This window comes from Streptomyces sp. NBC_00654, assembly GCF_026341775.1.
Lineage (GTDB): Bacteria > Actinomycetota > Actinomycetes > Streptomycetales > Streptomycetaceae > Streptomyces.
Genome location: NZ_JAPEOB010000001.1, coordinates 2,526,836 through 2,553,117 on the forward strand (window position 1 = coordinate 2,526,836; position 26,282 = coordinate 2,553,117).

Here is a 26,282-nt window from a genome sequence, read left to right on the forward strand (position 1 = left end):
GGATGGCACCCATGAAGCCCATCATCACCGCATCCGAATGCGCGAGCGAGTCGGCGGGGCCCCGCCCGCCGGTGCTCCTGGACGTCCGCTGGCAGCTGGGTGGCCCGCACGGCCGCCCGGACTACGAGGCCGGGCACATCCCCGGCGCGGTCTTCGTCGATCTCGACACGGAACTCGCGGGGCCGCCGGGCGGCGGCGGCCGTCATCCGCTGCCGGACCCGGAGACGTTCGGCGCCACGATGCGCCGCGCGGGGGTGTCCCGGGACACCCCCGTCGTGGTCTACGACGGTGGTCAGGGCTGGGCCGCCGCCCGCGCCTGGTGGCTGCTGCGCTGGACGGGGCACCCGGACGTCCGCGTCCTGGACGGAGGTCTCGCGGCGTGGACCGGCGAGCTCTCCACCCGGATCCCGGCTCCCGGCGAGGGCGATTTCCGGCCGGAGCCCGGTGCGCTGGAGACGCTGGACGCGGACGGCGCGGCGGCCTTCGCCCGTTCCGGTCTGCTGCTCGACGCGCGGGCCGCCGAGCGCTACCGGGGTGATGTGGAGCCGATCGACCGGGTGGGCGGCCATATCCCGGGCGCGGTCTCGGCGCCGACCTCGGAGAACGTCGGCGGGGACGGGCGCTTTCTGCCCGCCGGGGAGCTGGCGGCCCGCTTCTCGGGGCTGGGGGCCGCCGGGAGCGCCGGAGGCGTCGGTGTCTACTGCGGCTCGGGTGTCTCGGGGGCGCACGAGGTGCTCGCCCTGGAGATCGCCGGTTTCCGGGGTGTTCTCTACCCGGGCTCCTGGTCCGAGTGGTCCTCCGACGAGTCCCGGCCCGTCGCCACGGGACCCGAGCCCCGGTAAGCCGGGTGGCCGGGACGGAGGAGGGCCCGTACGCGACCGCGTACGGCCCTCCTCCTGCCGGTCATTTCTCGGTCAGTCCTGCTTCTTGCGGCGGGTGCCGAAGACGATCTCGTCCCAGCTGGGCACCGCGGCCCGGCGCCCCGGGCGGACCCCGTCCGCCTCCGCCTGGCGGTCCGTCGTCCCGGTCAGCCGGTCCCGATGACCCGCCACCGCCCGCGGCATCAGCACATCCGCGTACGCGGAACCGGCGCCCGCGGAGGCGGCGGCCGGGGGCTCGTCGGCCCCGGGCTCCTGCGTGGCGGGCTCGATCGCGGGCGGCTCGGGCTGTGCGGGACGTTCCGGTACGACCATGTCGCCGCGGAAGCTCGGCACCGCCTCCAGCAGGCTGGTCAGTGAGTCGCGCTCACCGGCCGAGGCGGTGCCGATGTACTCCTCCGGCTCGGGGGCGGGCGGGGCCGGGCGCTCCATCTGGATCTGGCGGTCCAGGGCGCGGTCCAGCGGCCGGTCGCGCGGCAGCCGGGCGATCCGGGGCACGAACGGGAAGCTCGGCTCCGGCGCGGCGACGTCCTCGCTCTCGCCGATCAGCGAGCGTGCCTCGTCGTCGACGGCCTGGACCAGTCGTCTGGGCGGGTCGTACGTCCAGCTCGCCGAGTGCGGCTCGCCCGCGACCCGGTAGACCAGGAGAACCTCCCAGGTGCCGTCGTCACGGCGCCAGGAGTCCCACTGGACGGTTTCCTTGTCGGCGCCGCGCAGCAGGAGCCGCTCCTGCACCGCCTCGCCGAGCTGGGGGCCGGTGTTCTCGCCGGGACGGCGCACAGGAGTCTTCCGGGCCCGCTCGGCCATGAAGGCGCGCTCCGCGAGCACAGGGCCCTCGAAGCGGCGCACACGGTCGACGGGGATGCCGGCGAATTGAGCGACCTCCTCCGCGGAGGCACCGGCACGTATCCGGGCCTGGATGTCGCGGGGGCGGAGGTGGCTCTCCACCTCGATCTCGATCTGGCCGAGCCGTGCGCGGTCATTGCGTACGGCGGCGCGCAGCCGCTCATCGATCGGAAGCGTGTACTCCGTGCTGTCCGCAGCTTTGAGCACCAGTCGTGTGCCGTCGTTCGAGACGGCCACGACACGCAGTTCGGGCATGGGAACCTCCCGGGTGGTGCCTGCCGACGTCACGTGCGTCGCTGCTTCCGCTAGTCGAGTGTGACCTGCCCGGGTGCAGCCTGTCACAACCTTGCCAAGTTGCCCGGCGTGTCGGGCGGTCGCCCTGGAACGCCTGCATGACACGGTTACCTGTTGCGACCCAAAGTAACCCAAAGGATCACTTCGTGTAGCAGGCGCCCGCGTGCCGCCTCGGCGCCGCCGGTTCGAGTGCCGCCGTCGGCCCCCTCCGTAGCTGCGGATACCCATGCGGGAGTCCGCCCCAGGGCTCGTCACAGTACTCCATTTGGGCCAGCTGGTGTGGACCGGCGCGCCGCCGAACTTCTCGTGCGGCACGGGAGTTGAGTTACCCGCTTACTTGTGAAATGCCCCCGATGCGTGTCCTGCTTCACAGAATCACCAGAAACGGAACTATCCGCTTCGCTCATTTGTCCCTTCCTGGTGCATGGTGGGAGAGATGTCAAGCAGGGGCTGGTAATGGTTCAGAAGCCGGAAAGTGACACAGAACCCAAGGAAAGGCGTATAGATCTGAGTCTGCCGCAGGTCGCCGGCAGTGCCGTGGCGGCCGTCGCGGCCGCGGTACTGGCCTCGCAGCTGGGCGTGTACGGAACGATTCTCGGTGCCGGTGTGATGAGTGTCGTCGCCACCTGCGGAGGATCGGTCTTCCAGCACTTCTTCCGCCGCACGGGTGAGCAGATCCGTGAGGTCACCGTCCAGGTCACACACCCGGCGGGCCGTCAGGTGACCGTACACACCAGGGAGACGACGCCGGCGCGGGAGACGCGCGCGACGGACCGGCGGGCGGACGACGCCACGACCGTGCTGCCCGCGGCGGGGCTCGACCCGGACCGTACGCGCGCGTTGTGGGCCGGTGCCGAGGGCACGGACCCTTCCACCACCTCCGCCGGCCCTTCCACCGGTTCCGGCGGCGCGGACCCCGACCGTACGCAGCTGCTGAACCTCGATTCCGAGCGCACCCGGATGCTGCGGCAGGTGCCGGGCAGCCGCGGACCGGACAGTTCCGATCCGGCCCGGACCCAGCTCGTTCCGCAGGCCGGCGGAGCGACGCCGGAGGTCCCGGGCGGACCGGACGACGCGTTCTCCGGGGCGACCACGCACGGCACCCGGCTGCGCGGCTGGAAGCGCCCGGTCCTCGCCGCCGCCGTCGTCTTCGCCGTGTCGATGGCCGGCATCACCGCGTTCGAGATGATCTCGGGCAACGACCTGAGCGGCGGCCGCGGGACGACCGTCGGCTCCGTCGTACGCGGTGGGGACAACGGCTCCGCTCCCTCCGGCCCGGCCCCTTCCGAAGGCACCGGACAGGAGCCGGACGGGGACCGGCAGAGCCCCGGCAGCGGGACCGGGTCCACCCCGGGCACGGACGGCGAGGACGGCCGGAGCGCGAACCCGGACACGGACCGGGACCAGGGTTCGACCGCCGAGCCGGCCCCGAAGCCCTCGGGTTCCGGCGACGGCGGGACCGCGCCGACGCCCGCACCCACCCCGACGCCGTCCGGCGACGGCGGCGGTGACGCTCCCGCGCCTCCGGTCGACCAGGGAGGCCAGGGGGGCGAGGGTGGCCAGGGCAGTGTCCAGGGACAGCAGGGGCAGGCCACGCCCGGTACGGACGGCGCGGGACGCTGACACCGGAGGACGCCGACACCCGCCCCCGCCCCCCAGGCCCGTACGGGCCTGGGGGGCGGGGGCGGACTCAGTCGCCCAGGACGCGGCGCAGGTAGTCGTTGCCGAACAGGCGGTCCGGGTCGAGCCGGTCGCGTACCGCGGTGAACTCGCCGAACCGCGGGTAGACCCCGGCCAGGTACTCGGCGTCCCGGGTGTGGATCTTGCCCCAGTGCGGGCGGCCGGCGTGCGCGGTCATGATCCGTTCGACGGCGGTGAAGTACGCCTGGTACGGCGTGCCCCGGTACAGGTGCACCGCGATGTAGGCGCTGTCCCGGCCCGAGGCCGTGGAGAGGGTGATGTCGTCGGCGGGCGCGGTACGCACCTCGACCGGGAAGCTGATCCGCAACGGCGAGCGGTCCACCATCGCCTTCAGCTCGCGCAGCGCCTCGACGGCGGCCTCGCGCGGAAGGGCGTACTCCATCTCCACGAAGCGCACCCGGCGGGGGCTGGTGAAGACCTTGTACGGGATGTCGGTGTACGTACGGGCCGACAGGGCCCGGCTGGAGAGCCTGGCGATCGACGGGATGGTCGCCGGGACCGCCCGGCCGAGCGCGCAGGCGACCTGGAAGATTCCGTTGGAGAGCAGTTCGTCGTCGATCCAGCCGCTGACCTTGCCGGGCGGAGCGGCGGGGCCCGCGCTGCGGTTGTTGCGCTTGGTGTTGCAGTTGCCGGTGTGCGGGAACCAGTAGAACTCGAAGTGCTCGTTCTCGGCCACCAGCCGGTCGAAGTCCGCGGTGACCCTGCCGAAGGTCATCGGCTCCTCACGGGCGGTCAGCAGGAAGACCGGCTCCACGGCGAAGGTGATCGCGGTGATCACACCGAGGGCGCCCAGTCCCAGCCGGGCGGCGGCGAACACATCCGGGTTCTCCTCGGCCGAGCACCGCAGCACCGTGCCGTCGGCGGTGACCAGTTCGAGGCCCCGGATCTGCGCGGATATGGATGCCGAGTCGCGGCCCGTGCCATGGGTCCCGGTGGAGGTGGCCCCGGCGACCGTCTGCTCCATGATGTCGCCCATGTTCGTGAGCGACAGGCCCTCGCGGGCGAGAGCGGCGTTGAGCCGCTTGAGCGGGGTGCCGGCCTCGACCGTCACCGTCATCGCCGTACGGTCGATCTCCCGGATCCCGGTGAGCAGCTCCGGGCGGATCAGCACCCCGTCGGTGGCCGCCGCGGCGGTGAACGAGTGCCCCGTGCCGACGGGCTTCACCCGCAGACCGTCCTCACGGGCCCTGCGGAGTGCCTCGGCGAGCTCATCGACGGAGGCGGGGGACACGGCCCGTACAGGCCGGGCGGTGACATTGCCCGCCCAGTTACGCCACGTGTTCGCCGTCGTCCGTGCGTAGGTGTCCGTCATCTTCCCCGCGCCCTTCCGTAGGTACCGGCTTGGCAAGCCGGCGATACCCCAGGAACGCCACCGCGGCCGCGAGCGCTCCCGCCACGGCGGGCACCACGTACGCCGCCTCTGCCCCCGACGCGTCGACCACCCAGCCCGCGGCCGAGGAGCCGAGCGCCACACCGACCGCGAGCCCGGTACTGGTCCAGGTCATGCCCTCGGTCAGCTTGGTGCGCGGTACGTGCTGTTCGACGAGGGCCATGGTGGTGACCATCGTCGGTGCGACGGCGAGGCCCGCGACAAAGAGCGCCACGGCCAGAAACGGAAGGTTCCCGGCCAGTTGGAGGGGGATCATACTCATGGCCATCGCGCAGACCCCCACCAGCCACCTGACGGAGGACTTCCCCCTCAGGTGCAGCAGCCCGAACACGGCTCCCGCCAGGCACGAACCCAGCGCGTAGACCGCCAGCACGAGACTGGCCGCCGCCTTGTGACCGCGCTCCTCGGCGAAGGCCACGGTCACCACGTCGACGGCCCCGAAGATCGCGCCCGTCGCCACGAAGGTGATCACCAGGACCTGGAGGCCGGGGGAGCGCATCGCCGAGCCGCCGGTGTGCTGCGACTTCGGGTGCGGCACCGGTTCGGTGGCGCGCTGCGCGGTCAGCCAGAAGACGCCGATCACCAGGAACCCGGCGGCCAGCAGCGGACCCGCCTCGGGGAACCACGCGGTGGAGAGCCCGATCGAGATGATCGGCCCGAAGATGAAGCACACCTCGTCGACGATCGACTCCCACGAGTACGCGGTGTGCAGATCCCGGGCCGAGCCGCGGTAGATCTCCGCCCAGCGGGCCCGGACCATCGACCCCACACTGGGCACACAGCCCGCACCCACGGCGAAGACGAACAGGGTCCAGTCCGGCAGCCGTTGCTGGGCACAGATCAGCAGTCCGGCGACCGCCGCCACCGCGACCAGGGTGACCGGGCGCAGCACCCGCCGCTGCCCGTACCGGTCGACCAGCCGGGAGATCTGCGGACCGAAGACCGCCGCCGCCATGGCCAGCGTGGCCGAGAGCGCGCCCGCCAGCCCGTAGCGGCCGGTGAGCTGAGAGACCATGGTCACGACGCCGATGCCCATCATGGACAACGGCATCCGGCCGAAGAATCCGGCGGTGGAGAATCCCTTGGAGCCGGGGGCGGCGAAGATGGCGCGGTAGGGGCTGGGCAACGGACACTCCGGTCGAGCTGTCATGCGTGAAGATGGCCGATACAGCTTATGGCTTTCCGCCCGGTGCGGAAGGGGCCCGGTTCACGGACGGATGTCGGGTGCCGCACCGTCCCGGCCGGGTGGCAGGATCGAGGGCATGTCCGATCTGCGCGATCCCGCTCCCTACGACGCCCTGCTGCTGCTCTCCTTCGGCGGTCCCGAAGGCCCGGACGATGTGGTCCCGTTCCTGGCGAACGTGACCCGCGGCCGCGGCATCCCCGAGGAACGGCTGAAGGAAGTCGGCAAGCACTACTTCCTGTTCGATGGCGTCAGCCCGATCAACGCGCAGAACAGGGCGCTGCTCGACGCCCTGCGCAAGGACTTCGCCGAGCACGGCCTGGACCTGCCGGTCTACTGGGGCAACCGCAACTGGGCGCCGTACCTCACCGACACGCTGCGCGAGATGACCGTCGACGGCCACCGCCGGATCGCGGTCCTCGCCACCAGCGCCTACGCCTCCTACTCGGGCTGCCGCCAGTACCGCGAGAACCTCGCCGAGTCGCTCGCGGCCCTGGCGGCCGAGGGGCTGGAGGTTCCGCGCGTGGACAAGCTGCGGCACTACTTCAACCATCCCGGGTTCGTACGGCCCATGGTGGACGGCGTGCTGGCCTCCCTGGCCGACCTCCCCGCGGATGTCGCGGCAGGTGCCCATCTGGCCTTCACCACCCACTCGATCCCGGACTCCGCGGCCGACACCTCCGGGCCCCCCGAGGCGCACGGCTCCGGTGGCGCCTATGTCGCCGAGCACCTCGACGTCGCCCGAGTGATCGTCGAGGCGGTGCGCGAGGAGACCGGCATCGAGTACCCCTGGCAGCTCGTCTACCAGTCGCGCAGCGGCGCCCCGCACATCCCGTGGCTGGAGCCCGACATCTGCGACCACCTGGAGGCACTCCACGGCGAGGGCGTCCCGGCGGTCGTGATGGCCCCGATCGGCTTCGTCTCGGACCACATGGAGGTCCTGTACGACCTCGACACGGAGGCCACCGCGAAGGCCGCCGAGCTGGGCCTGCCGGTGCGCCGCTCCGCGACGGTCGGCGCCGATCCGCGGTTCGCCGCCGCCGTACGCGAACTGGTCCTGGAGCGCACCGCCGCCGAACGGGGGAGCCGTCCGGAGCGCTGCGCGCTGGGCGCGCTCGGCCCGTCCCACGACCTGTGCCCGGTCGGCTGCTGCCCGGCCAGGGCCCCCAGGCCGGCCGCCGCGGGTGCCGACAGCCCGTACGCGTGAGGTGCACCGGCGGGTCCGACGGCCGCACCGGTACGTCCACACGCCCTCGCGTCCGTACCGAGCCGTCCGTGCCGAGCCGTCCGTGCCGAGCCGTCCGTGCCGAGCCGTCCGTCCGAACCGAGTCCCCGGGAGCGCCGTGACCGACCCCACCCTGTCCGAACTGCTCGACCTCGCCCTGGAGGCAGCCCGCCGCGCCGGAGCCCTGCTGCGGGACGGCCGCCCGGCCGATCTGGGTGTGGCCGCGACGAAGTCCAGCCCCATCGACATCGTCACCGAGATGGACATCGCCGCCGAGAAGCTGATCACCGGCTTCCTGTCCGACCGCCGCCCCGAGGACGGCTTCCTCGGTGAGGAGGGCGCCGGCTCCGCCGGAAGCAGCGGTATCCGCTGGGTCATCGACCCGCTCGACGGCACGGTGAACTACCTCTACGGCCTGCCCACCTGGGCCGTGTCCATCGCCGCCGAACGCGACGGCGAGCGGGTCGTGGGCGTCGTCGAGGCACCGATGCGCCGGGAGACCTACCGGGCGGTGCTGGGCGGCGGTGCGTTGGTGACCGGCGATGCGTTCGCGAACGCCACCGCGCTGCGCTGCCGGCCCGCTCCGCCGCTGGACCAGGCCCTCGTGTCGACCGGCTTCAACTACGTCACGGCCGTCCGTACGCACCAGGCGGACATCGCCCAGCGCCTCATCCCCCGGCTGCGCGACATCCGGCGCAGCGGTTCGGCCGCCGTCGACCTCTGCGATGTCGCCGCCGGGCGGCTCGACGGCTACTACGAGCGCGGGCTGCACCCGTGGGACCTGGCGGCGGGTGACCTCATCGCCCGGGAGGCGGGCGCGCTCACCGGCGGACGCCCCGGACTGCCCGCGGACGGGGACCTGACCGTGGCCGCCGCCCCCGGCGTCTTCGAGCCGCTCCAGGCGCTCCTCGAAGAGCTGGGCGCCTGGCACGACTGACGGAAAGCCCGCCGAAGCCCCTGGTGGGGGCGTCAGCGGGCGTTCGGAGGCAGCAGAGGGCCCCGGTGCCGATCACGGCACCGGGGCCCTCTCGCAGCGACTCAGACGCTTGTGGCGCCGATTTCGACGCCGTGCTCGGCGGCCAGGCGGTGCAGGTCGTCCAGCTCGCCCTGCTCGACATCCGCGAGGAAGTCGTCGCCCGTCTCGCGAGCCTTCGTGAGGTCGGACTCGGTCGTCTTGATGCGTTGCAGCAGACCTGCGGTGAAAGCGTCCATAAGGCGCCCCCTCATCGTGGGTCGGTGGCACGGGGGTGTGCCCGGGAATCCTCCGGCCGGGGCCGAAGGAGCGGGTGATCACGCCATTTCGCCGGTGAAACGGAGCGGGCTGTGGCATGCCACGTGCATGGCGTGATCGCGGGTGTGAACCCCTCCTCCCCATGCGAAGTCTCAGAGAAACCTCAACTGGGCCGGGAATCCGGCCCATTCCGTGGAGCAGCGGGCCGCGGGGCGTCGTCTTACCGCCGGTTTATGCGCGTTGCGGGCAGGATGGACGCGCACAGTCAGCGCGGCTGACCGTGGAACCCGAGCGGCCCCGACCCGGGCCGCTCGGTGTGTTGACCTGTCGAAGGACCTAAGGAAGGAATGCGCCGTGCGCGTACTCGTCGTCGAGGACGAGCAGCTGCTCGCCGATGCGGTGGCCACCGGACTCCGCCGGGAGGCCATGGCCGTCGACGTCGTCTACGACGGCGCGGCGGCCCTGGAGCGCGTCGGGGTCAATGACTACGACGTCGTGGTGCTGGACCGGGACCTCCCGCTGGTCCACGGCGACGACGTCTGCCGCAGGATCGTCGAGCTCGGCATGCCCACCCGGGTGCTCATGCTCACCGCCTCCGGGGACGTCAGCGACCGCGTCGAAGGCCTGGAGCTGGGTGCGGACGACTATCTGCCCAAGCCCTTCGCCTTCAGCGAGCTCACCGCCCGGGTGCGGGCCCTGGGGCGGCGTACGACGGTGGCACTGCCGCCGGTCCTGGAGCGGGCGGGCATCAAGCTCGACCCGAACCGCCGCGAGGTCTTCCGGGACGAGCAGGAGATCCAGCTGGCCCCGAAGGAGTTCGCGGTGCTGGAGGTCCTGATGCGCAGCGAGGGCGCCGTCGTCTCGGCCGAGCAGCTGCTGGAGAAGGCCTGGGACGAGAACACCGACCCGTTCACCAACGTGGTGCGGGTGACCGTCATGACCCTGCGACGCAAGCTCGGCGAGCCGCCCGTCATCGTCACGGTGCCCGGCTCCGGATACCGGATCTGAGGGCCGTGGCCGCCTCCCCGGCGCCGCTCACAGCGCCTCCGAAGCCCACCTGGGAGCCCAAGCAGCAGGAGCCCCCGTACCCCTGGCTGCGCCCGACCATCCGGATACGGCTCACCCTGCTGTACGGCGGAATGTTCCTGATCGCGGGCATCCTGCTGCTGTCGATCATCTACATGCTGGCCGCGCAGGCCCTGCACGTGGGCACCGAGCTGCCCTTCAAGCTGCTGCCCGACAGCAAGATCCAGCTGACCAACAACGCCTGCCCGGCGCTCACCCCGGGGCTCTCCGCCGACCAGGCCAACGCCGCGCTCAAGGCGTGCAACGTGGAGCAGCGCCAGCAGGCGCTGGACACCCTGCTCAACCGCTCGCTGCTGACCCTGGTCGGCCTGAGCGTCATCGCCTTCGCCTTCGGTTACGCCATGGCCGGCCGCGTCCTGTCCCCGCTGGGCCGGATCACCCGTACCGCCCGCAGGGTGGCGGGCACGGACCTGTCCCGCCGGATCGAGCTCGACGGCCCGGACGACGAGCTCAAGGAGCTCGCCGACACCTTCGACGACATGCTGGACCGCCTGGAGCGGGCCTTCACCGCCCAGCAGCGGTTCGTCGGCAATGCCTCGCACGAGCTGCGCACGCCGCTGGCGATCAACCGCACGCTGCTGGAGGTCCATCTCTCCGATCCGGAGGCCCCGCCGGAGCTCCAGCAGCTGGGCAAGACGCTCCTGGCCACCAACGAACGAAGTGAGCAGCTGGTCGAGGGCCTGCTGCTGCTCGCCCGCAGCGACAACCAGATCGTCGAGCGCAAGCCGGTCGACCTCGCGGAGGTCGCCGAGCGGGCCATCGACCAGGCACGCGCGGAGGCCGCCGCGAAGGGCGTGACCATCCGCGGGGAGCGGGCCGAGGCCGTCGTCCAGGGCAACGGCGTCCTGCTGGAGCGGATCGCGCTGAACCTCGTCCAGAACGCCGTGCGCTACAACGTGGCCGAGGAGGGCTGGGTGGAGGTCACCACCGAGCTCCAGCCCGGACAGGCTCTCCTGGTCGTCTCGAACACAGGTCCTGTGGTGCCGGCCTACGAGATCGACAACCTCTTCGAGCCCTTCAGGCGGCTGCGTACGGAGCGCACGGGCAGCGACAAGGGGGTCGGTCTCGGCCTGTCGATCGCCAGGAGCGTCGCCAGGGCCCACGGAGGCCGTATCATCGCGGAGCCCCGCGAGGGCGGTGGTCTCGTGATGCGCGTCACCCTGCCGGTCTGAAAGGCTGCACGGTGTGACGCCCGCACCGAATCTCCATGTTCGCTTTGGGCGGAATTTTCAGGACCCGTTCCCGATCGATCCATGTGTGATCGATCACAGGAGCGAATTTCAAGCCATCAACTCTCCGTGATCAGGCCTCCTCCGGAAAGCCGGTAATCGTCCGGGTTTTCGGGGGCCGATATCACGGGAAGTACACGGGGTGGCGCCCGTGAACTGCACCATGTGGACCGTGTACGGTCCCCATCGCCACCCAAGCCGACCGCCGCCGAGGCGTCCGGTTGGGTGTCGATTGAGTAACAGACCTTGATGTGAGGCAAAATCTCCGCCTCAGGTCGGGCACAAGTCCGGCCTCTCACGCGTTACGTGCGCTGAGACACCGCAGACACCCATGAGGGGGAGAGCGACATGGCAACGGATTACGACACCCCACGCAAGACCGACGACGACGTGGACCAGGACAGCCTCGAAGAGCTCAAGGCTCGTCGGAGCGACAAGACGGCATCCGCCGTCGACGTCGACGAGTTCGACGCCGCAGAAGGACTGGAGCTGCCCGGCGCGGACCTCTCCAACGAGGAACTGGCCGTGCGGGTCCTGCCCAAGCAGGCCGACGAGTTCACGTGCATGAGCTGCTTCCTCGTGCACCACCGGAGTCAGCTGGCCCGCGAGAAGAACGGCCAGCCGATCTGCCGCGACTGCGACTGAGGTCGCGTCGGCCGTGGCAGGCGACACACCGTTCCGGAAGCGGCGCTTGAGGCGCGGGCACGGTCCGGAGACGGAACAGGGCGGCACAGGCCCGGCAGAAGGCGTTCACGCGTCTGCCGAGCGTTCCGCCGCCCTGCCGGACCCTTCCGGCACCTCCGACGACGAGCGGGGCCGTTCGGCCTCGCTCGAAGCGGCAGGGGCGGCAGGGGCGCCGGACAGCGGCGAGCAGGCCGGAACGACGGAGCCCAAGACCGGGGCAGGCCGTCTGAACACACTGAAACGGGGCGTACGAAAGGGCGGGGAGAGCGCCAGGGCCGCGGCCGGCATGCTGGCCGACCGGATCATCGACACGGCTCCCCGCGTTCCGGTGCGCGACCTCGCCACCCTGCGCGGACAATTCCCGGGCCTGGGTCCCGAGGAGCTCGCGGACAAACTCATCGCGGGCGCCAGCAGGGCCACCGCGACCGTCGGCGCGGGCATCGGGGCGGCGGCCATGCTGCCCGTACCGCCCGCCATGCTGGCCGAGCTGGCCGCGGAGATCACCGGCGTCGCCGCGATCGAGATGAAGCTCGTCGCCGAGCTCCATGAGGTCTACGGCAGGCGCCCACAGGGCAATCTCGCCCAGCGCTCCACCGCTTACCTCACGTCCTGGACGGAGGAGCGCGGCATCGACGTCTCCCGGCCCACCACACTCAACGCGGCGCTGGGCGGCCAGATGAAGCGCGAGCTGCGCCAGCAGATCATGAAGCGCATGGCACGCGATCTGCCGAACCTGATTCCGTTCATGATCGGCGCCGCGGTCGGTGCCGTGATGAACCGCCGCGACACCAGGAAGCTCGCCGAGCGGGTCAGGAACGACCTGCGCAAGGAACAGGTCACCTGGGACCGGCTCACCGAGCTGCCCCCTCTGGAGCAGCCCGCGATCCCGGCCGTGCTGCCCAAGGAGATCGAGGGCTAGGCCCCCGAAGCCCCGAGGAGATCGAGGACCAGTGCCCCGAAGCCCCGAGGAGATTGAGGACCAGTCCCCGGGGAAGGGCGCTCAGGCCGTCCGTACCGCCGTGAGCGCCGCCGCCAGACCGCGCGGGTCCCGGGTGGAGACGTACACGTACGGAGTCGGGTCGGCCGGGTCCGTGACCTCCACCCGCACAGCCGTCGGGACATAGCTGCGCAGCAGCATGAAAGCCCGCGCGTCCGCCTTGTGCGTGCGCCAGGCGCGCGCCTCCTCCGCGTCCAGCACCTCGGGTTCGCCGAGCGCCGACAGCGGGATCCGGGCGTCGCCCGCGACCAGGGCGCCCGCCACCACGCGGATCCGTACGGAACCGTACGAACTCATCACGACCGCCGTGGCGGCGGTGCCGCCGACCAGACCGCCGAGCAGGGGCAGGGTGCCGAGCGGCAGGAGCATCAGCGCACAGGCGATGCCGACGCCGAAGGCGATGAACCACCAGGAACGGGGAGCGGTGAGACGTTCGTCGAAGGGCGGTGCGGAAGGCTGCATGAAACCAAGCTTGGCACGGCGCGACCCGGGACAGTCCGCGCGGGTAAGGTCTGCGCCTGTGAGTGGAACATCTGCAGCTCTGACACCCCCGGCCGACGCGGTGGCGCCGGTCCGGCACCCCGACGCGCCCGCCCCCGGCGAGCTCCTCGGCGCGCACTACGAACACTGTTTCGGCTGCGGCGGGGGACAGCCGCACGGCCTGCACCTCCAGGCACGGGCCGGCGACGGTGTGAGCGTGACCGCCGAGTTCACCGTGCAGGCCGCCCACCAGGGAGCTCCTGGCCTCGCGCACGGCGGCGTCCTGGCCACGGCGCTGGACGAGACCCTCGGCTCGCTGAACTGGCTCCTGCGGGTGATCGCGGTGACCGGGCGGCTGGAGACCGACTTCGTGCGGCCGGTCCCGGTGGACACCGTGCTGCACCTCGACGCGCGGATCACCGCCGTGCACGGCCGGAAGATCTACTCCAGCGCCACCGGCCGGATCGGCGGCCCGGACGGGCCCGTCGCGGTCCGTGCCGACGCCCTGTTCATCGAGGTCAAGGTCGACCACTTCATCGAGAACGGCCGCCCGGCCGAGATCCGCGCGGCGATGGACGACCCCGACCAGGTCAAGCGCGTACGGGCCTTCGAGGTGAACCCCTGATGCGGCACCCCGTCGACGTACTCATCCGCCGGGTGGACCCGGACGTGCCCCTTCCGTCGTACGGACATCCGGGCGACGCGGGGGCCGATCTGGTCACCACCGAGGCGGCGGAGCTCGCCCCCGGTGAGCGGACCGTGCTGCCCACCGGAGTGTCGATCGCCCTGCCCGACGGGTACGCCGCGTTCGTCCACCCCCGCTCGGGCCTCGCGGCCCGCTGCGGAGTAGCTCTGGTGAATGCCCCAGGGACGGTTGATGCCGGGTACCGTGGGGAGATCAAGGTGATCGTGGTCAATCTCGACCCGCGCGAGACGGTGCGGTTCGAGCGCTTCGACCGGATTGCCCAACTGGTCGTCCAGCAGGTCGAGAAGGTGCGCTTCCACGAGGTGGCGGAGCTTCCCGGATCGGCGCGGGCCGAAGGGGGCTTCGGGTCCACCGGCGGTCACGCCGCTGTGGACGGCGTCAGGGGCGACATCACCCACGGTGGGAACAGCTACGCATCGGTCGTATCCGACCGGGAAGGACATTGACGTGTTCGGACGTCGCAAGAAGAGTGGTTCCGCCGAGGACACGGCGGACGAAGCGCGCGAGGCCGGACAGGTCGCCGACGAGCTCGACGGTGCCGATGAGGCCACGACCGGTGCTCGCCGGACGAACCTTCCGCCGGCCCCCAGGCCGGACGGGCCGTGGGACATCGAGGAGGTCTCCCAGCCCGGCGAGGGCCGGGTCGACCTGGGCGGCATCTTCGTCCCCGGTGTCGAGGGCATGGAGCTGCGGGTCGAGGTGGCCGGGGACGCGATCGTCGCCGCCACCGTCGTCCTGCGCGACAGCGCGGTCCAGCTGCAGGCCTTCGCCGCCCCCAAGAAGGAGGGCATCTGGGGCGAGGTCCGCGAGGAGATCGCCTCGGGCATCACCCAGCAGGGCGGGATCATCGACGAGGTCGAGGGCCCGCTGGGCTGGGAGCTGCGCGCCCAGGTCCCCGTACAGCTCCCGGACGGGACGAACGGTGTGCAGCTGGTGCGCTTCGTCGGCGTCGACGGACCCCGCTGGTTCCTGCGCGGTGTGATCTCCGGCCAGGGCGCCGTGCAGCCGGAGGCCGCCGGGCTGCTGGAGACGATCTTCCGGGACACCGTGGTCGTCCGCGGGGAGGGCCCGATGGCCCCGCGCGACCCCATCGTCCTCAAGCTCCCCAACGACGCCCAGATGGTGCCCGAGGGCGTCCAGCAGGAGGAGCAGGAGAACTCGAAGTTCTCCGGCGGTATGGGCCAGCTCCAGCGTGGACCCGAGATCACCGAGGTCCGCTAGAGAAGCGCTCGCAGCAGACACCGGCCGGTGGGCCGCACCCCTTTTCCGGGTGCGGCCCACCGGCCTTTTCTCTGCTCCTGCTCCTGCCCCCCTGCCTCTGCTCCTGCCCCCTGCCTCTGCCGCGCCCTGGTGTCCTGTCGCGCTCCTGTACCGCTTTCGCCGCGCTCCCGCTGGGCCTGGGGCGGGTTTCGGCCGGGGTACGGCCGTGCCGGATCCGTGCGGCCGCGCCGTGCGCGAGCGGCGCGCGTATGGGGCGCGTATCGGGCACGTATGAGCGGCATCAAGGGCGTGCTCCTTCCCGTAAGGAAGGCATCAACGCGGGCGGCGAGGGCCCTCGGCGGATGTTTGCTCAAGAGGTCCGAAAATCCGTACCTCATCTAGGAGCTCACGATGGCCGATGTGGCCTTCGTCGTCACCATGATCGCGGTGTTCGCGTTGGTGGCTCTGGTCGCGCGGGGGGTGGCGAAGCTGTGACTGCCGAGAATGTTGTCGGTCTGGTCGTGGCCGTTGCCCTGCTGGGCTATCTCGTCCTCGCCCTTCTTTACCCGGAGAGGTTCTGAGCCCGAAATGAGCCCCGTCCTTGCTGGTGTGCTCCAGTTGCTCGCGCTCGTTGTGGCGCTGGGTCTGGCGTACCGTCCGCTCGGTGACCACATGGCCCGTGTGTATTCCTCTCCGAAGCATCTGCGGGTGGAGAAGTGGGTATACAAGGCGATTGGTGCCGATCCCACTACCGAAATGCGTTGGCCCGCGTATCTGCGCGGAGTTCTGGCGTTCTCGGCTGTGAGTGTTCTCTTCCTGTATCTGTTGCAGCGGGTGCAGGGGGTGTTGCCCGGTTCGCTGGGTTTCTCGTCGATCGATCCGGATCAGGCGTTCAATACGGCGGCGTCGTTCGTCGCGAATACCAACTGGCAGTCGTACTACGGCGAGCAGGCCATGGGCCACGTCGTGCAGACCGGTGGTCTGGCGGTGCAGAACTTCGTGTCGGCGGCGGTCGGTATGGCCGTCGCGGTGGCGCTCGTGCGGGGCTTCGCCCGTGCCCGGACGGGTGAGCTGGGCAATTTCTGGTCCGATCTGGTGCGGGGTGTTGTGCGCATCCTGGTCCCGATCGCGGTGGTGGGTGCTCTGGTGCTGGTCGCCTGCGGTGCGATCCAGAACTTCTCCGGCATTCATGAGGTCGGTCAGTTCATGGGCGGGTCGCAGGAGTGGAACGGCGGGGCGGTGGCTTCGCAGGAGGTCATCAAGGAGCTGGGGACGAACGGGGGCGGTTACTTCAACGCGAACTCGGCGCACCCGTTCGAGAACCCCAGCCCGGTGTCCAATCTTTTCGAGATCTTCCTGATCCTGGTGATCCCGTTCGCGTTGACGCGGACGTTCGGCAGGATGGTCGGGAGTGTGAAGCAGGGGTACGCGATCCTTGCCGCGATGGGTGTCATCTGGCTGGGTTTCAGCGGCCTGATGATGTGGACGGAGTTCGCCCACAACGGGCCGGCGTTCGATATTGCCGGCGGGGCGATGGAGGGCAAGGAGAACCGGTTCGGTATCGGCGGCTCCTCGCTCTTCGCGGTCGCGACGACGCTGACGTCGACGGGTGCGGTGAACTCGTTCCATTCCTCGTACACGGGGTTCGGCGGCGGGATCACGATGCTGGGAATGCAGCTGGGTGAGATCGCGCCCGGTGGTGTGGGTTCCGGCCTTTACGGCATGCTGATCATGGCGGTCATCGCGGTGTTCATCGCGGGTCTGATGGTCGGCCGTACGCCGGAGTATCTGGGCAAGAAGATCGGCACGCGTCAGATCAAGCTGGCGGCCTGTTACATCCTGATCACTCCGGCGCTGGTGCTGTGCTTCACCGCCGTGGCGATGGCGCTGCCGACACCGGGAAATTCGATGACGAACTCGGGGGCGCACGGTTTCTCGGAGATCCTGTACGCCTATACCTCGGGTGCGAACAACAACGGTTCGGCGTTCGCCGGGCTGAACGCGGACACGCAGTGGTTCAACAGCACGATCGGGATCGCGATGCTGCTGGGCCGGTTCCTGCCGATGGTGTTCGTCCTGGCCCTGGCCGGGTCACTGGCCGAGCAGAAACCCGTCCCGGCAACCGTGGGGACGCTCGGCACGCAGAAGCCGATGTTCAGCGGTCTGCTGGTCGGCACGATCCTGATCATCACCGGACTGACCTACTTCCCGGCCCTGGCGCTGGGTCCGCTCGCCGAGGGGCTGGCGTCATGAACATCCATGTGAAGAAGCCCGAGGAGCACGGCTCCATGTCCACCATCAACGCCGGTCCGGACCGTGCGCCCCACAGCGACGTGCCGACCGGGCACCGGTCCGAAGGGCGTGTCGGCGGGGGTCTGTTCGACCCCGGGCAGTTGCTCAGGTCGTTCCCCGACGCGGTGCGGAAGCTGGATCCCCGGGTGATGGTGAAGTCCCCGGTGATGTTCGTCGTGCTGATCGGGTCGGTGCTGACGACCGTGCTCGCGGTGCTGGACCCGACGGACTGGTTCGGCTGGGCGATCACCGTGTGGCTGTGGCTCACCACCGTGTTCGCGAATCTGGCCGAGGCGGTCGCGGAGGGGCGTGGGAAGGCGCAGGCCGACACGCTGCGCCGGGCGAAGACCGACACGGTCGCCCGGCGGGTCATCGGGAAGAACGAGGAGCGGGTCCCGGGGACCGAGCTGCGTATCGGTGATCTGGTGGTGTGCGAGGCCGGTGACATCATTCCCGGTGACGGGGACGTCGTCGAGGGTGTCGCGAGTGTCGACGAGTCCGCGATCACGGGCGAGTCGGCCCCCGTCATCCGGGAGTCCGGCGGCGACCGCAGCGCGGTGACCGGCGGCACGAAGGTCCTCTCCGACCGGATCGTCGTGAAGATCACCACCAAACCCGGTGAGACGTTCATCGACCGGATGATCGCCCTGGTCGAGGGCGCGGCCCGGCAGAAGACGCCCAACGAGATCGCCCTCAACATCCTGTTGGCCTCGCTCACCATCGTGTTCCTGCTGGCCGTGGTGACACTCCAGCCGTTCGCGATCTACGCGGGCAGCGAGCAGTCGATGATCGTGCTGGCCGCGCTGCTGGTCTGCCTCATCCCGACCACGATCGGTGCGCTGCTCTCCGCCATCGGGATCGCGGGCATGGACCGCCTGGTCCAGCGCAATGTCCTCGCGATGTCCGGGCGGGCGGTCGAGGCGGCCGGCGATGTGTCGACCCTCCTCCTCGACAAGACCGGCACGATCACCCTGGGCAACCGGCAGGCCGCCGAGTTCGTCCCGGTCAAGGGGGTCACGGAGGCCGAACTCGCCGACGCCGCCCAGCTCTCCTCCCTGGCCGACGAAACCCCCGAGGGCCGCTCCGTCGTCGTCCTCGCCAAGGAGAAGTACGGGCTCCGCGAACGCCACCAGGGCGAACTCGCCCACGCCGAATGGGTGGTGTTCACTGCCCAGACCCGGATGTCCGGGGTCGACCTCACCGAGGACGGCACCGCGCGCAGGACCCGTAAAGGGGCATCGGGATCGGTGCTCGCCTGGGTCCGTGACCAGGGCGGCACGGTCTCCGAGGACGCCGGCCGGCTGGCCGACACCATCTCCGAAGCAGGCGGGACACCACTTCTGGTGGCCGTCCACGACGACCGGGGTGCCCGGGTCCTGGGTGTCATCCACCTGAAGGACGTCGTCAAGGAGGGGATGAGGGAGCGGTTCGACGAGCTGCGGCGGATGGGCATCAGGACGGTCATGATCACGGGTGACAACCCGCTGACCGCGAAGGCGATCGCCCAGGAGGCGGGGGTCGACGACTTCCTCGCCGAGGCCACCCCCGAGGACAAGATGGCCCTCATCAAACGGGAACAGGCCGGCGGGAAACTCGTCGCGATGACCGGCGACGGGACGAACGACGCCCCCGCCCTCGCCCAGGCCGACGTCGGCGTCGCGATGAACACCGGGACCTCGGCCGCGAAGGAGGCCGGGAACATGGTGGACCTCGACTCCAACCCCACCAAACTCATCGAGATCGTCGAGATCGGGAAACAGCTCCTGATCACCCGCGGCGCGCTCACCACGTTCTCCATCGCCAACGACGTCGCGAAGTACTTCGCGATCATCCCGGCCATGTTCGCCGTCGTCCACCCGGGCCTGGACAAGCTCAACATCATGGACCTCTCCTCCCCGAGGTCCGCGATCCTGTCCGCCGTGATCTTCAACGCCCTGATCATCATCGCGCTCGTCCCGCTCGCCCTGAAGGGCGTCAGCTACCGGCCCTCCAGCGCCGACAGCATGCTCCGCCGCAACCTCGGGATCTACGGACTCGGCGGACTGATCGCCCCGTTCATCGGCATCAAGATCATCGACCTGCTCCTCTCCCTCATCCCCGGAATCGGCTGAACCGCCATGAACAACTCCGCAGGAAACACGACCCGGCTCCTCGGGGCCGCACTGCGCGCCCTCCTCGTCCTCACCCTGGTCTGCGGCGTCCTCTACCCCCTCGCCGTCACCGGCGCCGCCCAGGCCCTCCTCCCCGGCAAGGCCAACGGCTCCGAGATCACCGCGGACGGCAAGGTCGTCGGCTCCTCCCTCATCGGCCAGCGCTACGACCTCCCCCTCAAGGACGGACAGGAAACCCCCGCACCCGACCTCGACTGGTTCCAGCCCCGCCCCTCCAACGGCCTGGGCACCAACAGCGTCAACACCCAGTACGAACTGATCCTCTCCGGCGCCACCAACCGCTCCGGCGACAACGAGGAACTCATCGACTGGGTCACCGCCGCCAAGGCCGCCGTCGTCAAGGACAACTCCGTCCCCGGACACACGATCGACCCCGACGACGTGCCGGCCGACGCCGTCACCTCCTCCGGCTCCGGCCTCGACCCCCACATCTCACCCGCCTACGCCCAACTCCAGACCCGCCGCGTCGCCCAGAACAACCACCTCGACATCAACCAGGTCCAGAAACTCGTCAAGGAACACACCGACGGCCGCGTCCTCGGATTCATGGGCGAACCCCGCGTCAACGTCCTCCAACTCAACATCGCACTCCGTGAACTGGTGAAGGGCGCCTGACCAGGCCGAATGCCCGACGCCTGCCGCGAGCCGCCGTGCCCGCCCGCCGCGAGGACTCCCCGTGAACCACGGGGCGGTCCACGGTGGGGCGGGCACGGCGGCTACGGGCGGGCCCGGTCCGGGTCCCGCCCCCGGGTCCGGACCGGCGGCTGTGCGGCGCCACTGCGGCCGCTGTGAGGGGTGTGCCTCGGGGCGATCCGTCCGGCCTCCCGAGAACTGGCCATTGCCCGGCCGTGTGCCTCATGCACATACTGACGGCGGTGAACACGCGTACGCACGGGGAGAGACATGACCGAAAGCAGCACCGGCGGACACAGCAGCACGGCCGTCGCCGAGGACCCGGCCCGCGGGCCCATGGTGCGCGTCGAGGACCTGCACCGCTCGTACGGGACCGGCTCCGCCGCCGTACACGCGCTGCGCGGCGTCTCGTTCGAGATCCCGCGCGGTGAACTGGTCGCGCTCAAGGGCCGCTCCGGCTCCGGCAAGACGACGCTGCTCAACCTGGTCGGCGGCCTGGACTCGGCCGACAGCGGCCGGATCACGGTCGACGGCACCGACCTCTCCGATCTGGGGGAGGACGGGCTGCTCGATCTGCGCCGCGACCGGATCGGCTTCATCTTCCAGTCGTTCGGCCTGATCCCCATCCTGACCGCCGCCGAGAACGTCGGCGTACCGATGCGGCTGCGCAGGGCCGACCCCGCCGAGCGCGAGGAGCGAGTGGCACTGCTGCTCTCCCTGGTCGGCCTCGGCGACCACACCCAGCAGCGCCCCGGAGAGCTCTCCGGGGGGCAGCAGCAGCGCGTCGCCATCGCCAGGGCGCTGGCCAACCGGCCCGCCCTCCTGATCGCCGACGAACCCACCGGGCAGCTCGACGCGGAGACGGGGCTCGCGGTCATGGAGCTGCTGCGCGCGGTCGTCCGCAGCGAGAACGTCACGGCCCTGGTGGCCACCCACGACCCGCAGCTGCTCGGCTTCGCCGACCGGGTCCTGGAGCTGAGCGACGGGCACATCGTCGAGCACGCGTAGGAGGCCGAGCCGCGCGGAAGACCGAGCACGCGCGGGAAGACACGCGAAGGAAGACCGTGCGGCGCGGGCAGGACGACCGCGCCGCGCGGGCAGGAAGGCCGTGCCGCACGCGCAAGGACACCACGCGGCGTTCCACTCCACGTCAGGGGCTCCGTTCCGTGCCCGGCCGGCTACCGGCCGGGCATCAGAATTCCGTCAATACGCCCTCCGCCCCCACTCTCGGTCCTACATGTCCGAAATCCTCGGAGTAGCGTCGACAGCGGTTGCCGCACAGGCCGCCACCGGCTGACGAGAGACGAAGCCGGATTCGAGAAGACAATGGGGCCATGGCGCGCGGCAAGCTTCGGATATATCTGGGTGCGGCACCCGGTGTGGGCAAGACCTACGCGATGCTGTCCGAGGCACATCGGCGGGTGGAGCGGGGCACCGACTGCGTCGTCGCGTTCGTGGAGCACCACGACCGGCCGCGCACGGAGGTGATGCTCCACGGTCTGGAGCAGGTCCGGCGCAGCGAGATCGAGTACCGCTCGGCGGTCTTCACCGAGATGGACGTCGATGCCGTGCTGGAGCGGGCCCCGGCGGTCGCTCTGGTGGACGAGCTGGCCCACACGAATGTTCCCGGTTCGCGCAACGCGAAGCGGTGGCAGGACGTGGAGGAGCTGCTGCGTGCGGGGATCGACGTCATATCGACGGTGAACATCCAGCATCTGGAGTCGCTGGGCGATGTGGTCGAGTCCATCACCGGTGTGCGGCAGCGGGAGACCGTGCCCGACGAGGTCGTCCGGCGGGCCGACCAGATCGAGCTTGTCGACATGTCGCCACAGGCCCTCCGGCGGCGGATGGCCCACGGCAACATCTACAAACCGGACAAGCTCGACGCGGCCCTGTCGAACTACTTCCGTCCCGGCAACCTCACCGCCCTGCGCGAGCTGGCCCTGCTCTGGGTCGCCGACCGGGTCGACGAATACCTCCAGCAGTACCGCGGCGAACACAACATTCGCACCACCTGGCAGGCCCGCGAGCGCATCGTCGTCGGGCTGACGGGCGGCCCCGAGGGCCGGACGCTGATACGGCGCGCCTCCCGGATGGCGGCGAAGGGCTCGGGGAGCGAGATCCTGGCGGTGTACATCGCGCGCAGCGACGGGCTGACCGCGGCGTCCCCCAAGGAGCTCGCCGTCCAGCGCACCCTGGTCGAGGATCTCGGCGGAACGTTCCACCACGTCATCGGCGACGACATACCCGCGGCCCTCCTCGAATTCGCCCGCGGGGTCAACGCCACCCAGATCGTGCTCGGCTCCAGCCGCCGCAAGACCTGGCAGTACATCTACGGCCCCGGCGTCGGCGCCACCGTCGCGCGCGAGTCCGGCCCCGACCTCGATGTCCACATCGTCACGCACGAGGAGGTCGCCAAGGGGCGCGGCCTGCCCATCGCCCGCGGTGCCCGCCTCGGCCGCGCCCGCATCATCTGGGGATGGATCGTCGGCGTCGGGGGACCCGCACTTCTCTCCCTGCTCCTCACCAGCCTGGAGAACGGCCCGGGACTCGCCAACGACGTCCTGCTCTTCCTCTTCCTGACGGTCTCCGCGGCCCTGCTCGGCGGGCTGCGGCCCGCCCTCGCCTCGGCCGCCGTCGGCTCGATGCTCCTGAACTACTGGTTCACCCCGCCCACGCACACGCTGACCGTGCAGGACCCGGAGAACTTCGTCGCCATCGTGATCTTCTTCGCGGTGGCGGTGGCGGTCGCCTCGGTGGTGGATCTGGCGGCCCGCCGTACCCACCAGGCGGCCCGGCTGCGCGCCGAATCGGAGATCCTCTCCTTCCTCGCGGGCAGCGTCCTGCGCGGAGAGACCACCCTGGACGCCCTCCTGGACCGGGTCCGCGAGACCTTCGCCATGGAATCCGTCGCCCTGCTGGAGCGCAAGAGCGACGTCGACCCGTGGACCTGCGCCGGGTCCGTCGGTCCGGCTCCGGCCGTCCGCCCCGACGACGCCGATGTGGACATGCCCGTCGGTGACCACATGGCGCTGGCGCTCTCCGGACGGGTGCTGCCGGCCGAGGACCGGCGGGTGCTCGGCGCGTTCGCCGCCCAGGCCGCCGTAGTCCTGGACCGCCAGCGCCTGGTCTGGGAGGCCGAGGAGGCCCGCAGGCTCGCCGAGGGGAACCGGATCAGGACCGCTCTGCTCGCCGCCGTCAGCCATGACCTGCGTACCCCGCTGGCCGCCATCAAGGCCGCCGTCAGCTCCCTGCGCTCCGATGACGTCGCCTGGTCCGACGAGGACGAGGCCGAGCTCCTCGAAGGCATCGAGGACGGTGCCGACCGCCTCGACCACCTGGTCGGCAACCTGCTGGACATGTCCCGCCTCCAGACCGGAACCGTCACCCCGCTGATCCGCGAGATCGATCTCGACGAGGTCGTGCCGATGGCCCTGGGCGGTGTCCCCGAGGGCAGCGTCGACCTGGACATCCCCGAGACGCTGCCGATGGTCGCCGTCGACCCGGGGCTGCTGGAGCGGGCCGTCGCCAACATCGTCGAGAACGCCGTCAAGTACAGCCCCGACGGGCAGCCCGTCGCCGTGGCCGCCAGCGCGCTCGGCGAACGGGTCGAACTGCGGGTCGTCGACCGCGGCCGCGGTGTCCCCGACGAGGGCAAGGAGCGTATCTTCGAGCCCTTCCAGCGGTACGGTGACGCCCCGCGCGGTGCCGGCGTCGGCCTCGGGCTCGCCGTCGCCCGCGGTTTCGTGGAGTCCATGGGCGGCACGCTCGACGCCGAGGACACCCCCGGCGGCGGACTGACCATGGTGCTCACCCTGAAGGCGGCACCGGGATACGTTGCCGCCAGCCCCGACCTGCCCGCCCGGGTCACCTCGTGACGCGGATCCCCTCGCGTGACGGCAGCCCCACCCCCGTACAGCACACACTCTCCGTACAGCAGAAAGGCAGGTCCGCGATGACCCGGGTGCTTGTGGTCGACGACGAGCCGCAGATCGTACGCGCCCTCGTGATCAACCTGAAGGCGCGCAAGTACGAGGTGGACGCGGCGCCCGACGGGGCGACCGCCCTCCAGCTCGCCGCAGCCCGCCACCCCGATGTCGTCGTCCTGGACCTCGGGCTGCCCGACATGGACGGCGTAGAGGTGATCAAGGGGCTGCGCGGCTGGACCCGGGTACCGATCCTGGTGCTCTCGGCCCGTCACACCTCCGACGAGAAGGTCGAGGCGCTGGACGCCGGGGCCGACGACTACGTCACCAAGCCGTTCGGCATGGACGAGCTGCTGGCCCGTCTGCGCGCCTCCGTACGCCGGGCCGAACCGGTCGGCCAGGGCGGAGCCGACGATGTCGTGACCATCGAGACCGAGGGATTCACGGTCGACCTGGCGGCGAAGAAGGTCCATCGCGAGGGCCGCGACGTACGGCTGACCCCGACCGAATGGCACCTGCTGGAGGTCCTCGTCCGCAACAGCGGCCGGCTGGTCAGCCAGAAGCAGCTGCTCCAGGAGGTGTGGGGTCCCTCGTACGGCACCGAGACCAACTACCTGCGGGTCTACATGGCCCAGCTGCGCCGGAAGCTGGAAGCCGATCCTTCGCACCCCCGGCACTTCGTCACCGAGCCGGGCATGGGCTACCGCTTCGAACGCGGCTGACAGCCGGGCCCGACAACCTGCGGCGTTCGTCCGGGCAACCCTTTCGAGTGATCCTCCCTGGCCCCCGCCCGTAGCACAGGGGACCGGTACCCTTCGGGTATGAGTGCTGTTCCTCGATTCGAGAAGGGTGGGAAGGCGGAGAAGCCTTCCGGCCGCTTCCGCCGCATGCTCGACCGGCTGTCCAGCTCCCAGCAGGACCTGGAGTCCGAGGAGCTGCAGGAGGACACGCAGGCGTCGGGGTGCACACGCATCTCCGAATGCTCGGACCGCCAGATCGTGAAGGTGGCTGGTACGTTGCGGACCGTCACCCTGCGTCCGCGGGCCGGAGTGCCCGCACTGGAGGCGGAGCTCTTCGACGGGACCGCGCCGCTGGACGTGGTCTGGCTGGGCCGGCGCTCCATCGTCGGCATCGAGCCCGGCCGCAGACTCATCGCCTCGGGCCGCATCGCCATGAGCCACGGGCGCCGGGTGCTGTTCAACCCCAAATACGAACTCCGACCGCTCGGCAAGGAGTAGCCGGTGACGTCTCTCGACAAGCCGACGTCCGAAACGGACCAGACCCACCGCACCGAACAGCAGGAAGCAGAAGCGAAGGCGGTCACCGAGGCCGCACTCTTCGAGGCCTTCGGCGGCGTGCGCGGCATGGTGGAGACAGTCCTTCCCGGGCTGCTCTTCGTCACGATCTTCACCATCAACAAGAACCTGCACACCTCGGCCATCGCCGCCCTGGTCGTGTCCCTCGCGCTGGTCGCCGTGCGGCTGCTCCGTAAGGACACCGTCAAGCACGCGTTCAGCGGCGTCTTCGGCGTGGCCTTCGGTGTGGTCTTCGCGATGATGACGGGCAACGCCAAGGACTTCTACCTGCCGGGCATGATCTACACGCTCGGTCTGGCGCTGGCCTACCTCATCACGACCCTCGCCGGAGTGCCGCTGATCGGCCTGATCCTGGGCCCGGTCTTCAAGGAGAACCTCTCCTGGCGTACCAGGAACCCCGGCCGCAAGACGGCGTACGCCAAGGCCAGCTACGCCTGGGGGCTGATCCTGCTGGCCAAGTGCGCGATCCTCTTCCCGCTCTACTGGTGGGCCGACACCACCCAGCTGGGCTGGGTGCTCGTCGCGCTGAAGATCCCGCCGTTCCTGCTCGCGGTGTATCTGACCTGGGTCTTCCTCGCCAAGGCGCCGCCTCCCATTGACGTCTTCGCCGAGATGGAGGCGGAGGAGCAGGCCGAGAAGGCACGCAAGGAGCAGGCGGCGGCAGCTCCGCGCCACGAGGCCTGACCGGCATCACCCGCAGATACACGGGAAGGGGCCCGGAACCGTGACTCACGGTTCCGGGCCCCTCCCCATCTGTCTGCGGGTGCACGGCTGTCTGCGGTTGTACGACACCGACGTGTCTGCGGTGTATGAC

At 70.5% G+C, this 26,282-nt stretch carries 25 protein-coding genes; 20 read left to right on the forward strand and 5 right to left on the reverse strand.

Annotated features, from left to right (window positions below):
- Window positions 1–11: 11 nt before the first annotated feature.
- Entirely contained in the window at window positions 12–842 is an 831-nt protein-coding gene (locus OHA98_RS10875; protein ID WP_266924680.1) for a sulfurtransferase, read from the forward strand.
- A 72-nt stretch (window positions 843–914) separates the two neighbouring features.
- On the opposite strand, the gene sepH is transcribed toward OHA98_RS10875, so the two are convergent.
- A complete protein-coding gene (gene sepH / locus OHA98_RS10880; protein WP_266924682.1) occupies window positions 915–1,979 on the reverse strand; it encodes a septation protein SepH in 1,065 nt (354 codons plus the stop codon).
- 495 nt (window positions 1,980–2,474) lie between these two features.
- On the opposite strand from sepH, the gene OHA98_RS10885 reads away from it, so the two are divergent.
- On the forward strand, window positions 2,475–3,641 hold the full coding sequence (locus OHA98_RS10885) for a hypothetical protein (RefSeq protein ID WP_266924683.1): 1,167 nt from the start codon (window positions 2,475–2,477) through the stop codon (window positions 3,639–3,641).
- 67 nt (window positions 3,642–3,708) lie between these two features.
- On the opposite strand, the gene OHA98_RS10890 is transcribed toward OHA98_RS10885, so the two are convergent.
- Together OHA98_RS10890 and OHA98_RS10895 are read right to left on the reverse strand one after the other, a co-directional pair.
- Entirely contained in the window at window positions 3,709–5,031 is a 1,323-nt protein-coding gene (locus OHA98_RS10890; protein WP_266924685.1) for a D-arabinono-1,4-lactone oxidase, read from the reverse strand.
- The gene (locus OHA98_RS10895; RefSeq protein ID WP_266924686.1) at window positions 4,988–6,235 is read right to left on the reverse strand and encodes an MFS transporter; all 1,248 of its coding nucleotides are present in this window, start codon (window positions 6,233–6,235) and stop codon (window positions 4,988–4,990) included. The genes OHA98_RS10890 and OHA98_RS10895 overlap by 44 nt, the downstream gene beginning before the upstream one ends.
- A 136-nt stretch (window positions 6,236–6,371) precedes the next feature.
- Here OHA98_RS10895 and OHA98_RS10900 point away from each other — a divergent pair, with 136 nt between their 5' ends.
- The gene (locus tag OHA98_RS10900) at window positions 6,372–7,499 is read left to right on the forward strand and encodes a ferrochelatase (protein WP_266924688.1); all 1,128 of its coding nucleotides are present in this window, start codon (window positions 6,372–6,374) and stop codon (window positions 7,497–7,499) included.
- A 136-nt stretch (window positions 7,500–7,635) separates the two neighbouring features.
- Window positions 7,636–8,454 (forward strand): inositol monophosphatase family protein, encoded by an 819-nt coding sequence (locus OHA98_RS10905; protein ID WP_266924690.1) that lies wholly within the window; start codon window positions 7,636–7,638, stop codon window positions 8,452–8,454.
- A 101-nt stretch (window positions 8,455–8,555) separates the two neighbouring features.
- On the opposite strand, the gene OHA98_RS10910 is transcribed toward OHA98_RS10905, so the two are convergent.
- Window positions 8,556–8,729: a hypothetical protein gene (locus tag OHA98_RS10910; RefSeq protein WP_176740391.1), complete on the reverse strand. Its 174-nt coding sequence runs from the start codon at window positions 8,727–8,729 to the stop codon at window positions 8,556–8,558.
- Between the two features lie 373 nt (window positions 8,730–9,102).
- Here OHA98_RS10910 and OHA98_RS10915 point away from each other — a divergent pair, with 373 nt between their 5' ends.
- The 4 genes from OHA98_RS10915 to OHA98_RS10930 all read left to right on the forward strand — a co-directional run bounded on the left by OHA98_RS10915 (window position 9,103) and on the right by OHA98_RS10930 (window position 12,666).
- On the forward strand, window positions 9,103–9,756 hold the full coding sequence (locus tag OHA98_RS10915; RefSeq protein ID WP_073721987.1) for a response regulator transcription factor: 654 nt from the start codon (window positions 9,103–9,105) through the stop codon (window positions 9,754–9,756).
- 5 nt (window positions 9,757–9,761) lie between these two features.
- Complete coding sequence (locus OHA98_RS10920) at window positions 9,762–11,006, forward strand: cell wall metabolism sensor histidine kinase WalK (protein WP_266924695.1); 1,245 nt, start codon at window positions 9,762–9,764, stop codon at window positions 11,004–11,006.
- Window positions 11,007–11,411: 405 nt separating this feature from the next.
- Window positions 11,412–11,708: a DUF4193 domain-containing protein gene (locus OHA98_RS10925; protein WP_003965732.1), complete on the forward strand. Its 297-nt coding sequence runs from the start codon at window positions 11,412–11,414 to the stop codon at window positions 11,706–11,708.
- A 13-nt stretch (window positions 11,709–11,721) separates the two neighbouring features.
- Window positions 11,722–12,666, forward strand: coding sequence for a hypothetical protein (locus OHA98_RS10930; RefSeq protein ID WP_266924697.1), 945 nt, complete (start codon window positions 11,722–11,724; stop codon window positions 12,664–12,666).
- 81 nt (window positions 12,667–12,747) lie between these two features.
- Here OHA98_RS10930 and OHA98_RS10935 read toward each other — a convergent pair whose 3' ends face one another.
- Window positions 12,748–13,206, reverse strand: coding sequence for a DUF3093 domain-containing protein (locus tag OHA98_RS10935; protein ID WP_266924699.1), 459 nt, complete (start codon window positions 13,204–13,206; stop codon window positions 12,748–12,750).
- Window positions 13,207–13,264: 58 nt separating this feature from the next.
- Between OHA98_RS10935 and OHA98_RS10940 the strand changes: the two genes are divergently transcribed.
- From OHA98_RS10940 to OHA98_RS10995, 12 genes are all read left to right on the forward strand, one after another.
- On the forward strand, window positions 13,265–13,849 hold the full coding sequence (locus OHA98_RS10940; RefSeq protein ID WP_266924700.1) for a PaaI family thioesterase: 585 nt from the start codon (window positions 13,265–13,267) through the stop codon (window positions 13,847–13,849).
- Complete coding sequence (gene dut, locus OHA98_RS10945) at window positions 13,849–14,376, forward strand: dUTP diphosphatase (RefSeq protein WP_266924702.1); 528 nt, start codon at window positions 13,849–13,851, stop codon at window positions 14,374–14,376. Before OHA98_RS10940 ends, dut begins: the two co-directional genes overlap by 1 nt.
- Window position 14,377: 1 nt before the next feature.
- Window positions 14,378–15,151 carry a DUF3710 domain-containing protein gene (locus tag OHA98_RS10950; RefSeq protein ID WP_266924704.1) on the forward strand — a complete coding sequence of 258 codons (774 nt, stop codon included), beginning with the start codon at window positions 14,378–14,380 and terminating at the stop codon, window positions 15,149–15,151.
- Between the two features lie 470 nt (window positions 15,152–15,621).
- Window positions 15,622–15,711 (forward strand): K(+)-transporting ATPase subunit F, encoded by a 90-nt coding sequence (gene kdpF / locus OHA98_RS10955; protein ID WP_037777601.1) that lies wholly within the window; start codon window positions 15,622–15,624, stop codon window positions 15,709–15,711.
- Between the two features lie 7 nt (window positions 15,712–15,718).
- Window positions 15,719–17,383 (forward strand): potassium-transporting ATPase subunit KdpA, encoded by a 1,665-nt coding sequence (gene kdpA, locus OHA98_RS10960; RefSeq protein WP_266924706.1) that lies wholly within the window; start codon window positions 15,719–15,721, stop codon window positions 17,381–17,383.
- On the forward strand, window positions 17,380–19,533 hold the full coding sequence (kdpB, locus tag OHA98_RS10965) for a potassium-transporting ATPase subunit KdpB (protein WP_266924708.1): 2,154 nt from the start codon (window positions 17,380–17,382) through the stop codon (window positions 19,531–19,533). Before kdpA ends, kdpB begins: the two co-directional genes overlap by 4 nt.
- A 6-nt stretch (window positions 19,534–19,539) precedes the next feature.
- Window positions 19,540–20,208: a potassium-transporting ATPase subunit C gene (locus OHA98_RS10970; RefSeq protein WP_266924710.1), complete on the forward strand. Its 669-nt coding sequence runs from the start codon at window positions 19,540–19,542 to the stop codon at window positions 20,206–20,208.
- Window positions 20,209–20,496: 288 nt separating this feature from the next.
- Window positions 20,497–21,234: an ABC transporter ATP-binding protein gene (locus OHA98_RS10975; RefSeq protein ID WP_266924712.1), complete on the forward strand. Its 738-nt coding sequence runs from the start codon at window positions 20,497–20,499 to the stop codon at window positions 21,232–21,234.
- A 326-nt stretch (window positions 21,235–21,560) separates the two neighbouring features.
- Window positions 21,561–24,104, forward strand: a complete 2,544-nt coding sequence (locus OHA98_RS10980) for a sensor histidine kinase KdpD (RefSeq protein WP_266924714.1) — start codon at window positions 21,561–21,563, stop codon at window positions 24,102–24,104.
- A gap of 77 nt (window positions 24,105–24,181) precedes the next feature.
- Window positions 24,182–24,874, forward strand: a complete 693-nt coding sequence (locus OHA98_RS10985) for a response regulator (protein WP_266924715.1) — start codon at window positions 24,182–24,184, stop codon at window positions 24,872–24,874.
- 99 nt (window positions 24,875–24,973) lie between these two features.
- Complete coding sequence (locus OHA98_RS10990) at window positions 24,974–25,390, forward strand: OB-fold nucleic acid binding domain-containing protein (RefSeq protein ID WP_266924716.1); 417 nt, start codon at window positions 24,974–24,976, stop codon at window positions 25,388–25,390.
- A 3-nt stretch (window positions 25,391–25,393) separates the two neighbouring features.
- Complete coding sequence (locus OHA98_RS10995; protein WP_266924717.1) at window positions 25,394–26,152, forward strand: DUF3159 domain-containing protein; 759 nt, start codon at window positions 25,394–25,396, stop codon at window positions 26,150–26,152.
- Window positions 26,153–26,282 lie beyond the last annotated feature (130 nt).

Coding starts and splice junctions, on each gene's coding strand:
- OHA98_RS10875 (WP_266924680.1), top strand. CDS start 12: ATGAAGCCCATCATCACCGCATCCGAATGCGCGAGCGAGTCGGCGGGG.
- sepH (WP_266924682.1), bottom strand. CDS start 1,979: ATGCCCGAACTGCGTGTCGTGGCCGTCTCGAACGACGGCACACGACTG.
- OHA98_RS10885 (WP_266924683.1), top strand. CDS start 2,475: ATGGTTCAGAAGCCGGAAAGTGACACAGAACCCAAGGAAAGGCGTATA.
- OHA98_RS10890 (WP_266924685.1), bottom strand. CDS start 5,031: ATGACGGACACCTACGCACGGACGACGGCGAACACGTGGCGTAACTGG.
- OHA98_RS10900 (WP_266924688.1), top strand. CDS start 6,372: ATGTCCGATCTGCGCGATCCCGCTCCCTACGACGCCCTGCTGCTGCTC.
- OHA98_RS10910 (WP_176740391.1), bottom strand. CDS start 8,729: ATGGACGCTTTCACCGCAGGTCTGCTGCAACGCATCAAGACGACCGAG.
- OHA98_RS10925 (WP_003965732.1), top strand. CDS start 11,412: ATGGCAACGGATTACGACACCCCACGCAAGACCGACGACGACGTGGAC.
- OHA98_RS10935 (WP_266924699.1), bottom strand. CDS start 13,206: ATGCAGCCTTCCGCACCGCCCTTCGACGAACGTCTCACCGCTCCCCGT.
- dut (WP_266924702.1), top strand. CDS start 13,849: ATGCGGCACCCCGTCGACGTACTCATCCGCCGGGTGGACCCGGACGTG.
- kdpA (WP_266924706.1), top strand. CDS start 15,719: ATGAGCCCCGTCCTTGCTGGTGTGCTCCAGTTGCTCGCGCTCGTTGTG.
- kdpB (WP_266924708.1), top strand. CDS start 17,380: ATGAACATCCATGTGAAGAAGCCCGAGGAGCACGGCTCCATGTCCACC.
- OHA98_RS10970 (WP_266924710.1), top strand. CDS start 19,540: ATGAACAACTCCGCAGGAAACACGACCCGGCTCCTCGGGGCCGCACTG.
- OHA98_RS10975 (WP_266924712.1), top strand. CDS start 20,497: ATGACCGAAAGCAGCACCGGCGGACACAGCAGCACGGCCGTCGCCGAG.
- OHA98_RS10980 (WP_266924714.1), top strand. CDS start 21,561: ATGGCGCGCGGCAAGCTTCGGATATATCTGGGTGCGGCACCCGGTGTG.
- OHA98_RS10985 (WP_266924715.1), top strand. CDS start 24,182: ATGACCCGGGTGCTTGTGGTCGACGACGAGCCGCAGATCGTACGCGCC.
- OHA98_RS10990 (WP_266924716.1), top strand. CDS start 24,974: ATGAGTGCTGTTCCTCGATTCGAGAAGGGTGGGAAGGCGGAGAAGCCT.